A 13,175-nucleotide genomic window follows, 5' to 3' on the forward strand; every position below is an offset into this window, starting at 1 on the left:
GCCCTTGGCTCGCCGCGACATCAGGCCATCAGACGATCGTGGTGCTCGGCGCCGCGCAGCATGGCCTGGATCAGTTCGTTGGCTTCAAACTTGGTGAGCGCCTCGTGGGCGCCGACCTGATGGGCCCGCTCCACGCTGATCTCGCTGGAGAGGGAGGTGTGCAGGATGATGTAGGCTCCCGCCAGCTTGGCATCGCTCTGCACCTCGAAGGCCAGCTCGTAACCATCCAGTCCCGGCATCTCTATATCGCTCACCAGGATGTCGATCCGCTTGCCCTGGGAGACCCGGGTCTGCATCAGGGTGAGGGCGTCGCGTCCGTTGGTGCAGACCTCGTAGGGGATGTTGATGTAATCGAGCGCCGCCATGAGCTGGCGACGGGCGACAGAGGAGTCGTCCACCAGCAGGATCCGCATCGGCTTGAGCCGCTCGCGCTGCACGTCGGTCAGCACGGGGTAGAGATGGCTGGGATCGTCCGGATAGACCCGCGACAGGATGAGTTCCACATCCAGCAACTGGATCAACTGATCTCCCACCCGGGTCACGCCGGTGACGAAGACGTTCTGTCCCAAGGAGGGAGGGGGCGGCTCGATGTCACGCCAGTTGCACTCGGTGATCTTGTCGATGCCCCGCACCAGAAAGCCCACCAGGGTGCGGCGGCAATCGGTGATGATGATGAAGCAGTGGGGCATCTCCTCCCGGGTGATGGGGCGGTAGCCCACGGCCATTGCCATGTCGATCACCGGGATGGTGGTGCCGCGCATGCTGGCGGCCCCGAGCACGGTGGGATGGGATTGTGGCAGGGCGGTGAGCTGGGTGTAGGGCACGATCTCCTTCACCTTGAGGGTACCGATGGCGAAGGATTGTCTGGCAGAGAGGTGGAACAGCAACATGCCCTGGGATTGGTTGGCCTTGCTCGTCATGGCGGATGTCCTGTTGATCTAGTCGGTGACGGTCAATCGGGTGTTCAGCATAAAGGATGGTGACATGAATGACTCCTTTGTTGTTAGCGGCGGTGAGCCGCAAAACTGGATTTCTTTTGCCAACCTTTTATGCCTCTCTTATCGGGTCGCGGACGGCTGAGGGGAGAGGGGCGCCCCGAGCCATTGCAGATGAGCCTCGGCCAGCGCGCTTTCATCCCGATAACCCAGCCTGCTCACCACCTGTGAGGGTGTGCTGCCGCTTCGCAGCAGGCGAATCCCCTGCAACAGTTGCCACTGATCCTGCAGTGCCTGGGCGTCCGGGCCCTCGAGACCGCGAGTGCCCAGCAGGGTCTGCCAGGCAGCCACGCTATCCGGCTGCGCTCTGGCCAGGGCTTGCCAGGCATCTTGCAGTGCCTGATCCCCCAGTGACGAGATGGTGCAGCCATGCAACTCATCCCCCACCACTTGCAGCCGCTGCCCATAGGGGCCTTGCCAGTCGCGGGGGCGTGACCAGGCCGCCAGGCTGTCCAGCAGTGCGTCCATCAACGGGTTTGCCTGCAACCAGCCAGCCTGGGCGGGCTGGGGCACCCGCACGGAGCAGGCCAGCAGATCATGCTGGCAGTCAGCCAGAGGGGTGAAGGCGGCGAGGGCATCGGCACAGAGCCAGAAGTGGCTGCCAGGTGTCAGCAGCAGCTCATGGGCACCCAATTTCAGCAGCGCCGCCCCCTGGGTGACGCGCAGCAATTGGCCCATGGGGGAGCGCTTGCGGGGGCCGACCTGAAGGGTGGAAGTGGAAAAATGCTGATATTCGATGGCGTGATGCATGTAAAAACCCTGATATGATGCTGCCTGGAGGTAACAAAAATGGAAACCAGACGTAAAAAGCGCTTCATTGCCGGGGCGGTTTGCCCGGCGTGCGGCAAGATGGACACCATGATGCTGTATATGGAGCATGGAGTCGAGAAGGTGACCTGTGTCGAGTGCGGGGATACCCAGGTGCAGACTCAGGAGCAGGTGGACAAGGCGACGCGTGAGGCGGAGCAGGTGATAGGGGTGTTTCGTCCCGAGTGAGTGGCATGCCTCAAGGTGATGGTACGCCGGTCAGGCTGGTCGCTGTTGATGACTTTTTCATCACACCGAAGCCGGACCGACCATATGCTTGTCTGCCTTTTTGAGGTATTCTGAGCCCGTTTTTTTCTATCCGCAGGATCCCTGACATGAAAGTAGCTCCCCTGAGCGTGGTTACGCTGGAATACACGGTCACCGACGAACACGGTGAAGTCATCGACACCACTGTCGGTAAAGAGCCGCTGGTGTATCTGCACGGTACCCGTTACCTGGTCTCCGGCCTCGAAGCCGAGCTGGAAGGTCGCAGCGTGGGCGAGGCGTTCGACGTCACCCTGACGCCGAACCAGGCCTATGGCGAGTACGACGAGAATCTGGTGCAGGAAGTGCCCGGCGAGCTGTTCGACGGTATGGAAGTGTCTGAAGGGGATACTTTTGTGGCCGAGACCGACGACGGCCACCGCCCGGTGACCGTCATCGAGGTGTCCGAGGAGTTCATCAAGGTGGACGGCAATCATCCCCTGGCTGGCGTGACCCTGGGCTTCAAGGTCGAGATCAAGGACGTGCGTGCCGCGACCGCCGAAGAGCTGGCCCATGGCCATGTGCACGGCGCTGGTGGCTGCGGTCACGATCATGGTCATGACCATGATCACGGCCATGATCACGATCATGACCACGGTGGCTGCTGTGGCGGCCATGGTCACAACCATGCACACGATCACGGCGACGATCACGGTCACGGTGGTTGCTGCGGTGGTGGCGGTTGTGGTGGCAAGGGCCATCAGCACTGATCACGGCCTGGCCGATGATAAAAAAACCCGCGCATGGCGCGGGTTTTTTTATGGCTGGCACTCATCAGTAGTGCGGTGGCGGCGTCTCTTCGGCCATGCTGGCGATCTGGCTCGGCTGTACGCTCTGCAATTTATCCACCAGTAGATGGATCTGGTGTTTGAGCCGGTCCAGCTCGCGACCCTGGGTGGTGACCTCGTCGTTGAGCTGCTCCACCGTGTATTCGGCAAAGGCGAGGCGGCTTTCCAGGGTTTCGAGGCGTTCGTTTAGTTGCTGACTCATGGGCCTTTTGGTCCTTACTTGATAGTCCAGATTTCAGCCAGGCCACTGGAGCTGGCACTGACGAGGTGGTCATTGTCGCGCAAAGCCACGCCATAGACCACTGCGCTCGGCGGTTTCACCTTGGGATGGGGCGAGACGCGCCAGCTCTGCAACGGCTGGCCGTCACTCACCTGCCACAGAGTGAGCTGGCGGGAGGGGGCGCCGGTGATGAGCCAGTTGCCGCCGTTGGCAAAGCGGGCGCTGGTGTAGACCTCGAAGCGGTGATCATATTGCAACCGGCTGTGCTCCTTGCCGGTTTTGAGATCCCAGATGCTGGCCTGGCGACTGTCTGCGGTGAAGGCGAAGCGTCCGGACGGATCCAGTCTCGCCATCACGACTCGCCCGGCGTGGTTGAAGCGCCACACCACCTGGCCCGTGCGGGTGTCCCACAGATAGGCGCTGTAATCGTTGCCGCCGGTGAGGGCATAGCGACCATTGGGGGAGAGATCCACCGTGTTGACCTGTTCGGTGTGGCCGAGGAATTGCAGCCGGCGTCCGGTCTGGGTGTCGACCACTTCCGCCTTGCCGTCTTCACGGCCGATGAGCACCTGGCGGCCATCCGCCGAGATCGCCGCATCGCGCAGGGGGGATTCTGGCAGGGAGTAGTAGCCCTGGGAGCGGCCATCCTGCAAGCGCCAGATGGCGAAGGTGTGCTGAGTGGCGGTGATGGCATGGCTGTCATCGGGGGAGAAGCGGGTCAGGGTGACGAACTCCTCCTGGTCGTCGCTCTGGCGCCAGCGCCAGCGCTCCTTGCCCTGTTCCAGATCCCACACCACAGTGCCCTGACTCAGGCTGGAGACGAGCGCGAGCTTGCCGGAACTGGCGAGATCCGCGCTCAGCAGACCCTGGTTGGCGAGGTGGATCTGCTGGCTGGGAAGTGAGCGTTGTTCGCACCCCGTCAGCATCAGGCAAATACCGATGAGATAAATGGCACTTTTGATCATTTTTCCTGTCTCATGCTTTCGTTACCTGCGATCACGGCGTTAGTATAAGGCGCTTATCACGATAAACCTCTCATTTCACGAAGGAACCGAGAGCGGTATTTAGAGTTTTGGAGAAACTGATGAACAATTTTCTGAAGGTGTCCCTGTTGGCTGCGGCGGTTGCCGTCGGTCTGACTGCTTGCCAAAAAGATGAGAAACCTGCTGCGACCAACACCGCAGAGGTCAAGGCAGAAGCCAGCAAGCCGGCAGAGGCCCCCAAGGCTGAGGCCAAGAGCTTTGAAGAGCAATCCGGCTATGCGATCGGCCTCTCCATGGGTCGTTATATCGCCAATACCCTGGAGCGCCAGCAGGAGCTCGGCATCAAGCTGGACAACACCGTGATCCTGAAGGGTGTCACCGACGGTCTGGGCAAAGAAGCCAAGATGACCGACGAGGAGATCCAGAAGGTTCTGCAGGAATACGACGCCAAGATCAACGAGCTGACCAAGGCGAAGGCCGACAAGGATGCCGTGGAAAACCTGAAGAAGGGTGAAGAGTTCCTGGCTGCCAACGCCAAGAAAGAGGGCGTGAAGAGCACTGAGTCCGGCCTGCAATATCAGGTCGAGAAGATGGGTGACGGCGCCAAGCCGAAGGCCACCGACATCGTCAAGGTACACTACACCGGTACCTTGACTGATGGCACCAAGTTTGACAGCTCCGTCGATCGCGGCGAGCCGGCTACCTTCCCGCTCAACCAGGTGATCCCGGGCTGGACCGAAGGGGTGCAACTGATGCCGGTCGGCTCCAAGTTCAAGTTCTTCCTGCCGTCCAAGCTGGCCTATGGCGAGCACGGTGCAGGTTCCATCCCGGCCAACGCCGTGCTGGTATTTGACGTAGAGCTGCTGGCCATCGAAAAACCGGCTGCCGATGGCGACAACGCCAAGAAATAAGCTCAAAGCACCATAAAAACGGCTCCCCAGGGAGCCGTTTTTGCTTGTGTATTGTCGCAATCCCCCGGATAAAGCGATGAGGCCGTCTTGAGTGTGTGGCGGCTAGCCCCCAGAATAGACAACAAAATCAAGCGCAAGGATGGATCTCGTGGCTGAAAGCAAACCCCGTGTCCTGTTGGTGGAAGATACCCGCAGTCTGGCGGTCGTCTATGAGCAGTATCTGGCCCAGGATGGCTACGAGGTGCAGCTGGCAGATTGTGGCCAGCAGGCTTTGGCACAATTGCTGGCAAGCCCGCCCCCCGTGGTGCTGCTCGACCTGGAGTTGCCCGACATGTCCGGCATGGACATCTTGCAGCAGATCACTGAGCGGCAACTGCCCTGCTCCGTGGTGGTGATCACCGCTCACGGCTCGGTGGATGTGGCGGTGGAGGCGATGCGGTTCGGGGCCTTCGATTTTCTCACCAAGCCGTTCGATGGCAAGCGCCTGTGCGCCACGGCGCGCAACGCCCTGAAACACCAGCAGCTCAGCTCGCTGGTGGCCCAGTATCGGGAAAACTTCGAGCGCAGCTCCTTTGCCGGTTTCATCGGCGCCTCCATGGCGATGCAGGCGGTCTATCGCATCATCGAGAGCGCGGCGCCGAGCAAGGCCACCGTCTTCATCACTGGCGAGAGCGGCACCGGCAAGGAGGTGTGCGCCGAGGCCATCCACCAGTGCAGCCCGCGTCGAGATCAGCCCTTCATCGCCCTCAACTGCGCCGCCATTCCCCATGACCTGATGGAGAGCGAGATCTTCGGCCACGTGAAGGGGTCGTTTACCGGTGCCCAGGGGGATCGCAAGGGGGCGGCCAGTCTGGCGGACGGCGGCACCCTCTTCCTCGACGAGATCTGCGAGATGGATCTCGACCTGCAGAGCAAGCTGCTGCGTTTCATCCAGACCGGCACCCTGCAGCGGGTCGGCAGCGGCAAGCTGGAGACGGTGGATGTGCGCTTTGTCTGCGCCACCAACCGGGATCCCCTGGTGGAGGTTAAGGCTGGACGGTTTCGTGAAGACCTTTACTACCGGCTGCACGTGATCCCGCTGGCGCTGCCCCCCCTGAGGGAGAGGGGAGAGGACATCCTGCTGCTGGCCCGGGAGTTGCTGCTGCGTTATGCCGGTGAGGAGAACAAGCGGTTCAGGGACTTTGATGCGGACGCAGTGCAGGTGCTGCTCGACTACCCCTGGCCCGGCAACGTACGCGAGCTGCAAAACGTGGTGCGCAACATAGTGGTGCTCAATGATGGCGAGCTGGTGAGCCCGGATATCCTGCCACCTCCCCTCAACGGGGGGCGTACCCTGGCCCCGGAGCCTGCGGTCGGGATCGCGGATCCCCAGTCAGAATCCGTCGTCGTTCGCAGGCAGGTCCGTCCGCTCTGGCAGGTGGAAAAGGAGGCCATCGAACAGGCCATCGCCAGTTGTGACGGCAACATCCCCAAGGCGGCGGCCCTGCTGGAAATAAGCCCTTCCACGATTTATCGCAAGAAGCAGGGCTGGGAAGAGGCGAGTCCGGCCTGAGCCGTCATCCCTGCTCCCGGGCAGACATGCTGATGTGCGGGGCGGCCAATTGGTCGCCCCGCACGCTTATCAGAGTTTGGCGAGCAGCTTGAGCCTGGCCAGTCGTTCTGCCTCGTTGGCGGTGAACCAGCCATCCTGTGACAGCAGAAACCAGGCGCGGGCAAAGTATTCGGTCGCCGCGGGATCATTGAGCACGAGTGCATTCTCCCCCAGCTCCTCGAACACATAGCCATCCTCGGGGGTGCCTGTGGCGGCCATGTCGTCGCGCAACTGCGCCAGTTCGGCCATGGCCTGTTCATGGCGCTCCTGGGCCCGGCTCAGGCGCGCCAGACTCCAGCGGGCGATAAAGGCTTTGCTCTGGTTGTTGTGCTGCTCGTGCCAGGCCAGGCACTTTTGTTGACAGGCGATGGCCTCGTCGAGGCGACCCAGCTCGAACAGGGTCCAGCCCTGATTGTTGTAGAGGGTGGCGAGCCAGCTTCGCGCCCGCTTGTCGTGACTGCGCTCGGCCAGGGTCATCGCCAGCTGGTGCCAGTGGCTCTGCTCCTTCAGGGGGGCGGCGATGGCCACCATGTGGGCCGCATCGATGGCCAGATAGTGCTCTTCGTACTGTTCTCCCAGTTGCCAGGCCTGTTCAAACAGGGCTCTGGCGCTGGCCTTGTCACCGGCGGAGTTAAAGGTGCGGCCACGCTCCAGCAAGGCGCGCAGGCGGGCCCGTGGAGTCGCCTCTGTGAGGCGGGGTTCTATCTCGTCGAGCAGCTGGTGCGCCTGTGCAAACTGGCGTTGCAGTGAATGGGTACGGGCTATCTGGGTGAGGAGCTCCAGCTCCCATTGCAGGTTGGCGGCACGCGCCTCGGGCAGCAGTGCTTGAAAACGCTGTGCGCTGGCAACGGGATCCTGATAATCCCACAGCGCCATGAAATCGGGCGGATTGTTCATCTGGCCTCCATGCCGGTTATCCGCCCACCAAGATGCCTGAAGGCCATTCTTTGTACAAGAAGGGGGCTGGCGCCATCGTGACGCCAGCGCTTGCCGATCAGTAGACCATGGCAAGGCTCATCAGCATCAGACCCAGGGCAGCAAAGGCTCCCTCCTTGATAGCCAGGCGCGGTACCAGCGCCTTGGGCAGGGCAGGGAACAGGCTCAGGGCAAAGCCGAACCCCGGCATCAGCCAGTGGAAAGCAGGGCTTCGCAGGGCGGGATCCGCATTGCCATTGATGACGATGAGCAGGATAAAGAGGGTGAAGGCGGGCAGGATAAACCAGCGGGCATGGCCGGCGGCGACCGCCCGCAGTGGCGAGATGCGATAGAGCACCAGGGTCACGAGGAAGAGGGCGAGGGGAGCCAGCAGATAGAGCGGGGCCGGGTTCATGATGAGTGTCTCCTGACAAGGGGGGCAGAGTGTAGGCAGTCCGGGTGGGGAATGACCAGTCCCCCGCGCCCGGGCTGTGAAGCGGATCGCAGGGCAAAGGTTTGCCTGGGCAGGATCAGCGGAACCAGAACCAGAGCACGGCAAATACCAGCCAGCTCAGCACCAGCAGGATCCAGGGCAGCGGGTGCTGGCGGGTGAGCTCGATGACCTCGGCTTCGCTCTCCTCTTCCCGTGTCTCTTGGGAAGAGTGCCTGGCTTTGGCTTGCAGTTTCTTCTGGCGGCTGGCTTCGCGGGCCTTCGCCTTCATCTGTTTCTTGTATTCGTCTATGCCCTTCTGGATCCCCTGGGCGATGAGCTGGGTCTGCTCCTTGGTCTGCCCCGGCTTCTGGTTGGCACGGGCGATCTTCATCGCCTCCTGCTGGGTTTCGGGGGAAATTTTGTCGTACTTGGCCATTCCAGGCACTCCTTGGCATTGATTGGCGGGCAGTATGCCATAACCGTTACCGGCGGGCTGCCATCATGGGGGAAATTGCTCTGCGAGTGGGGTGCCTCTGTTCCAAATAGGGGAAACAGGTTGCGTGGATGATCACATTTGGCGGAATTTGTGAGTCGCCGATGAAAAACCGTCACATGTTGTTTGTTATATTACCGCCCGATCCTGGATAGGGTCGTCCAATAACAAAATAACAAGGTGATATGGAAATGAATTATAAATTTGTCAAAGGAAGTATCGCACTGGCAGTGCTTGCCGCATTGAGCGGCTGCAATACCTCAAGCAACGACAGCGTCGCCCCCTGCACCGAAAATGTCTGCAAGCTGACCATTTTGCATACCAATGATACCCACGGTCGTTTCTGGCACAACGACAAGGGCGAATATGGCATGGCGGCCCAGAAGACCCTGGTCGAGCGGCTGCGTGCCGAGGCGAAAGCGGCGGGCAGCGAAGTGCTGGTGCTCTCCGGCGGTGACGTCAATACCGGGGTGCCAGAGTCGGATCTGCAGGATGCAGAGCCGGACTTCATGGCCATGAACAGCATCCGTTACGATGCCATGGCGGTGGGCAACCACGAGTTCGACAACCCCCTGACCATCCTCGAGAAACAGCGTCAGTGGGCCCAGTTCCCGATGATCTCCGCCAACATCTATGACAAGACGAGCGGCAAGCGCTACTTCGATCCCTACAAGGTGTTCAAGCTGGAAAGCGGCCTCAAGGTCGCCGTGCTGGGTCTGACCACAGAGGACACCGCCCAGCTGGTGGATCCCAACAACGTCCAGACCCTGGAGTTCCGCGATCCGACCACGGAAGCCGCCAATCTCGGCAAGCAGATCCGCGACAACAAAGAGGCGAACCTGGTTCTTGCCATCACCCACATGGGCCATTACGAGAATGGTCAGCACGGCAGCAACGCACCGGGTGACGTGGAAATGGCCCGTGCGCTGCCGGCAGGCACCCTGGACGCCATCATCGGTGGTCACTCCCAGAACCCGGTCTGCATGGAGCCGGGCACCCCGGACAAGTACGCCGACTTCAAGCCGGGCGACGACTGCCAGCCGGATCAGCAGAACGGCACCTGGATCATGCAGGCTCACGAGTGGGGCAAGTATGTGGGTCGTGCCCAGTTTGACTATCAGAATGGCAAGCTGACCCTGACCCAGTACGATCTGATCCCGGTCAACCTGAAGAATGCGGACGGTGATTTCATTCAGGAAGAGATCGTCAAGGATCCCGAGCTCTACAACACCCTGCTCACCTATCAGGAGAAGGGACAGCAGGAGCTGGGTGTGGTCATCGGTGCCACCGATGGCGTACTGGACGGTGAACGCGCCAACGTGCGCAACAAGCAGACCAACCTGGGTCGTCTCATCACCACCGCGACTGCCGAGAAGCTGAGCACCGACTTTGGCATCGTCAACTCCGGTGGGGTGCGTGCCTCCATCGCGGCAGGGGACATCAGCTACCGTGACGTGCTGACCGTGCATCCGTTCGGCAACACCGTCAACAAGGCGACCATGAGCGGCAACGAGCTGCTGACCTACCTGGGTCAGGTTGCGACCAAGACCGCCAATACCGGTGGCTATGCCCAGTTCGGCGGCATCAAGATGACGGTGGATTGCCAGGCCAAGAGCGTGGACATCGCCACCATCGGCGGGAAGGCCTTCGATCCGGCGGCAACCTACAGCTTCTCCATCCCGAGCTTCAGCGCGGCCGGTGGTGACGGTTATCCGAAGATCGACACCATCAATGCCGGTCTGGTGGATGCCGGTGTACTGAAGGATTATATCGCGGCGAAGAAGACCATTCAGGTCGCCGATTATCAGCCGGCCGGCGAGGTCAGCTATATCAACTCCACCTCGGTAGAGGGTTGCAAATAATCCCTGCACACCGAGCCAATAAAAAAGAGAGGCAGCCATGGCTGCCTCTCTTTTTATTTTCAATATCATCAGCAGTGTCTCTCGGGAAATATATCCGGCCACGGGAAGCTGCCCCGAAATAGGGCATGACACGATCTGATGGCAATAAAAAGGCGACCCTGAGGTCGCCTTGATGAAATGGGTCGGTTGAGCCTTAGAGCTGCTCGATGCCGACGATATGCCAGGGGGCATTGTCCTTGGCGAGATCACGCTCGAGGTGCCACACCTCCTTGATGTCCTCCTCGACCTGCTCCTGACGGTCCATGTAGCGGCCGCTGAAGCGCACGCTCACCTGGGCCCAGTCGCTGCCGTAGTCGGCACGGACCAGCTGGGTGTCCACGTACATCACCTCGGTGTGCTGCTCACCGGAGAGCTCGGCGCGTTCGGCCTTGAGGTGCTCGAACAGCTCGGGGCTCACGTACTCGCGGATCTTCTCCAGGTCGTTCTTGTTCCAGGCCTCTTGCAGGGTGCGGTAGTGATCGCGGGCACCGGCCAGGAAGCCGTTCATGTCAAAGCCCGGGGGCAGACGGAAGGGCACGTCGCTGTCGGCAAAACCGGTGGCCTGCGGGGCGCTGTGGCTCTGCTCGAACTGCTGGGGGGCCGCGCTCTGGGGCGGTTGATAGCCCGCATAGGCCGTCTGTGGCTGGGCCGCTGCCGCCTTGTTCCTGCGCAGGGCTCGGAACAGGAAGACACCGCCCAGTGCCAGCAGGGCGATCAGCAGGAAGTCCATCCCTTGCAGACCTTCGAAGGCGCCGCTGCCCAGCAGGTAGGCGAACAGGCCGCCGGCCAGCAGACCACCCAGCAGGCCGCCCATCATGCCGCCTTTCTTGGGTGCCTGGGCGCCCACGGTCGGGTTCTTGGTGTCGACCGGCTTGGCCGCAGGTTGGGCCGGGGCCGTCTTGTAGCTCTTGCCAAAGGATTTGCCGCCACCAAGTTTCTTGGCCTCGGCGATGGGTGCCCCAAGGCCAATGGCCAGGATCAGGGCAAACAGGGTCAGCATCTTTTTCATTTTGACTCTTTCACTCTCATGTAGGTGGGGGCATGCTCTGCTTGTGCAAGCTCAGCGAGGCGCATGGCAGGCTGCCAGTCCCTTTTTGTGTTGCAGCTTGCGGGTATGATTATCACGGATGGCATGAATTATTCATGAACAGATTGAGTCGTCCGACAGGGGAGGCGCCCATGAAACACAGACGGCCGAGTCGCTCGGTGCGCAGGCTGCGCAACAAACAAAGAGCAAGAACGAAGGATCAGACCCTGGTCTGGCCCTTTCTCGTACTGTGAGGCAGGTCTGCGGCGCACAAGTGGATGACGCTGACGAGGCCTGGGTCCCGTCTTGTCGCCGGATGCGATGACGGGACGTATTAGCACTCGCGATGGCGGGGTTTCTTTTGTAAAATTCCCGTCCCCTTCCCGCTGCGGTTTTTATGTGTATGGCAGAGCAAGTGACGGCGAAAAAAGACGCCAAGACACAACAGCTGAAAGTACCTCCCCACTCTTTTGAGGCCGAACAGTCCGTACTGGGCGGCCTGATGCTGGACAACGAGGCCTGGGATCGGGTCGCCGAACGGGTGATCGACAAGGATTTCTACAGCCGCCCGCACCGCCTGATCTTCCAGGCCATGACCCGCCTCTCCAACGCGGGCAACCCCATCGACCTCATCACTCTGCAGGAGGAGCTCGAGCGCTCCGAGCAACTGGAAGAGGCCGGTGGCTTCGCCTATCTGGTGGAGATCGCCAAGAACACCCCGAGTGCCGCCAACATCAGTGCCTACGCCGAGATCGTGCGTGAGCGGGCGGTGGTGCGGGAGATGATCTCGGTCGCCAACGAGATAGTCGAAGCGGGCTACGAGCCCCAGGGGCGTACCTCCAACGATCTGCTGGACTTGGCCGAGAGCAAGGTGTTCCAGATCGCCGAGCAGCGCACCAGCGCCAACGAGGGCCCCCAGCCCCTGAAGCTCATCCTCGAGCAGACCGTCGACAAGATTGAAGAGCTGTTCAAGACCCCCCACAACGGGGTGACCGGCGTGTCGTCCGGCTACAACGATCTGGACAAGATGACCGCCGGCCTGCAGCGTTCGGATCTGGTCATCGTCGCTGCCCGTCCCTCCATGGGCAAGACCACCTTTGCCATGAACCTGTGCGAGCACGCGGCCCTCACCGCCGACAAGCCGGTGCTGATCTTCTCCCTCGAGATGCCCTCCGAGCAGATCATCATGCGTATGCTCGCCTCGGTGGGGCGCATCGACCAGACCAAGGTGCGGACCGGCCAGCTCGACGACGAGGATTGGGCGCGGCTCTCCTCCACCATGGGGCTGCTGCTGGAGAAGGGGAAGATGTACATCGATGACTCCTCCGGCCTCACCCCGACCGAAGTGCGCTCCCGCGCCCGTCGGGTGGCGCGGGACAACGGCGGCATCAGCATGATCATGGTGGACTACCTGCAGCTGATGCGGGTGCCGGCGCTGTCTGACAACCGTACGCTGGAAATCGGTGAAATCTCCCGCTCCCTCAAGGCGCTGGCGAAAGAGTTGCAGTGCCCCGTGGTGGCGCTCTCCCAGCTGAACCGAAGCCTGGAACAGCGGGCCGACAAGCGCCCGGTCAACTCGGATCTGCGGGAATCCGGCTCCATCGAGCAGGATGCGGACTTGATCATGTTCATCTACCGCGACGAGGTCTATCACGACGACAGCCCCGACAAGGGGATCGCCGAGATCATCATCGGCAAGCAGCGTAACGGCCCCATAGGACGAGTGCGGCTCACCTTCCAGGGTCAGTTCTCGCGTTTTGACAACTACGCGGGCCCGGCGTTTGACGATGACTACTAAGTAAGTCGGGAGCCTGCTCCCGGCATCCATAAACAGTTTTCCCGGTTCG

At 61.2% G+C, this 13,175-nt stretch carries 14 protein-coding genes; 6 read left to right on the forward strand and 8 right to left on the reverse strand.

What is annotated here, in order from left to right:
* Positions 1–20 precede the first annotated feature (20 nt).
* Entirely contained in the window at positions 21–920 is a 900-nt protein-coding gene (locus AB5Y51_RS06310; RefSeq protein WP_039040047.1) for a chemotaxis protein, read from the reverse strand.
* 138 nt (positions 921–1,058) lie between these two features.
* Positions 1,059–1,745: a hypothetical protein gene (locus AB5Y51_RS06315; RefSeq protein WP_368178170.1), complete on the reverse strand. Its 687-nt coding sequence runs from the start codon at positions 1,743–1,745 to the stop codon at positions 1,059–1,061.
* Between the two features lie 39 nt (positions 1,746–1,784).
* On the opposite strand from AB5Y51_RS06315, the gene AB5Y51_RS06320 reads away from it, so the two are divergent.
* Both AB5Y51_RS06320 and AB5Y51_RS06325 read left to right on the forward strand, forming a co-directional pair.
* Positions 1,785–1,991 carry a YheV family putative zinc ribbon protein gene (locus AB5Y51_RS06320; RefSeq protein WP_010673247.1) on the forward strand — a complete coding sequence of 69 codons (207 nt, stop codon included), beginning with the start codon at positions 1,785–1,787 and terminating at the stop codon, positions 1,989–1,991.
* Between the two features lie 146 nt (positions 1,992–2,137).
* Entirely contained in the window at positions 2,138–2,776 is a 639-nt protein-coding gene (locus AB5Y51_RS06325; RefSeq protein ID WP_010673248.1) for a peptidylprolyl isomerase, read from the forward strand.
* A 64-nt stretch (positions 2,777–2,840) separates the two neighbouring features.
* Here AB5Y51_RS06325 and AB5Y51_RS06330 read toward each other — a convergent pair whose 3' ends face one another.
* Complete coding sequence (locus tag AB5Y51_RS06330; RefSeq protein WP_010673249.1) at positions 2,841–3,056, reverse strand: SlyX family protein; 216 nt, start codon at positions 3,054–3,056, stop codon at positions 2,841–2,843.
* Between the two features lie 14 nt (positions 3,057–3,070).
* Positions 3,071–4,039: a WD40 repeat domain-containing protein gene (locus AB5Y51_RS06335; RefSeq protein ID WP_069651811.1), complete on the reverse strand. Its 969-nt coding sequence runs from the start codon at positions 4,037–4,039 to the stop codon at positions 3,071–3,073.
* A gap of 119 nt (positions 4,040–4,158) precedes the next feature.
* Here AB5Y51_RS06335 and fkpA point away from each other — a divergent pair, with 119 nt between their 5' ends.
* A complete protein-coding gene (fkpA, locus tag AB5Y51_RS06340) occupies positions 4,159–4,968 on the forward strand; it encodes an FKBP-type peptidyl-prolyl cis-trans isomerase (RefSeq protein ID WP_029313875.1) in 810 nt (269 codons plus the stop codon).
* Positions 4,969–5,116: 148 nt separating this feature from the next.
* Complete coding sequence (locus AB5Y51_RS06345; RefSeq protein ID WP_039040075.1) at positions 5,117–6,520, forward strand: sigma-54 dependent transcriptional regulator; 1,404 nt, start codon at positions 5,117–5,119, stop codon at positions 6,518–6,520.
* A 69-nt stretch (positions 6,521–6,589) separates the two neighbouring features.
* Here the strand turns inward: AB5Y51_RS06345 and AB5Y51_RS06350 are convergent, their stop codons facing one another.
* From AB5Y51_RS06350 to AB5Y51_RS06360, 3 genes are all read right to left on the reverse strand, one after another.
* The gene (locus AB5Y51_RS06350) at positions 6,590–7,456 is read right to left on the reverse strand and encodes a tetratricopeptide repeat protein (RefSeq protein WP_368178171.1); all 867 of its coding nucleotides are present in this window, start codon (positions 7,454–7,456) and stop codon (positions 6,590–6,592) included.
* A gap of 97 nt (positions 7,457–7,553) precedes the next feature.
* Positions 7,554–7,889: a hypothetical protein gene (locus AB5Y51_RS06355; protein WP_201920540.1), complete on the reverse strand. Its 336-nt coding sequence runs from the start codon at positions 7,887–7,889 to the stop codon at positions 7,554–7,556.
* Between the two features lie 115 nt (positions 7,890–8,004).
* Entirely contained in the window at positions 8,005–8,343 is a 339-nt protein-coding gene (locus AB5Y51_RS06360; RefSeq protein WP_041211201.1) for a DUF2956 domain-containing protein, read from the reverse strand.
* 248 nt (positions 8,344–8,591) lie between these two features.
* Between AB5Y51_RS06360 and ushA the strand changes: the two genes are divergently transcribed.
* Positions 8,592–10,262 (forward strand): bifunctional UDP-sugar hydrolase/5'-nucleotidase UshA, encoded by a 1,671-nt coding sequence (gene ushA, locus AB5Y51_RS06365; protein WP_041211202.1) that lies wholly within the window; start codon positions 8,592–8,594, stop codon positions 10,260–10,262.
* A gap of 193 nt (positions 10,263–10,455) precedes the next feature.
* Here the strand turns inward: ushA and AB5Y51_RS06370 are convergent, their stop codons facing one another.
* The gene (locus AB5Y51_RS06370; RefSeq protein WP_010673257.1) at positions 10,456–11,310 is read right to left on the reverse strand and encodes a Tim44 domain-containing protein; all 855 of its coding nucleotides are present in this window, start codon (positions 11,308–11,310) and stop codon (positions 10,456–10,458) included.
* A 421-nt stretch (positions 11,311–11,731) separates the two neighbouring features.
* On the opposite strand from AB5Y51_RS06370, the gene dnaB reads away from it, so the two are divergent.
* Positions 11,732–13,126 carry a replicative DNA helicase gene (gene dnaB / locus AB5Y51_RS06375; protein WP_039040054.1) on the forward strand — a complete coding sequence of 465 codons (1,395 nt, stop codon included), beginning with the start codon at positions 11,732–11,734 and terminating at the stop codon, positions 13,124–13,126.
* The last annotated feature ends 49 nt before the right edge of the window (positions 13,127–13,175 follow it).

This window comes from Aeromonas sp. R7-1 (assembly GCF_040908115.1).
Lineage (GTDB): Bacteria > Pseudomonadota > Gammaproteobacteria > Enterobacterales > Aeromonadaceae > Aeromonas > Aeromonas caviae.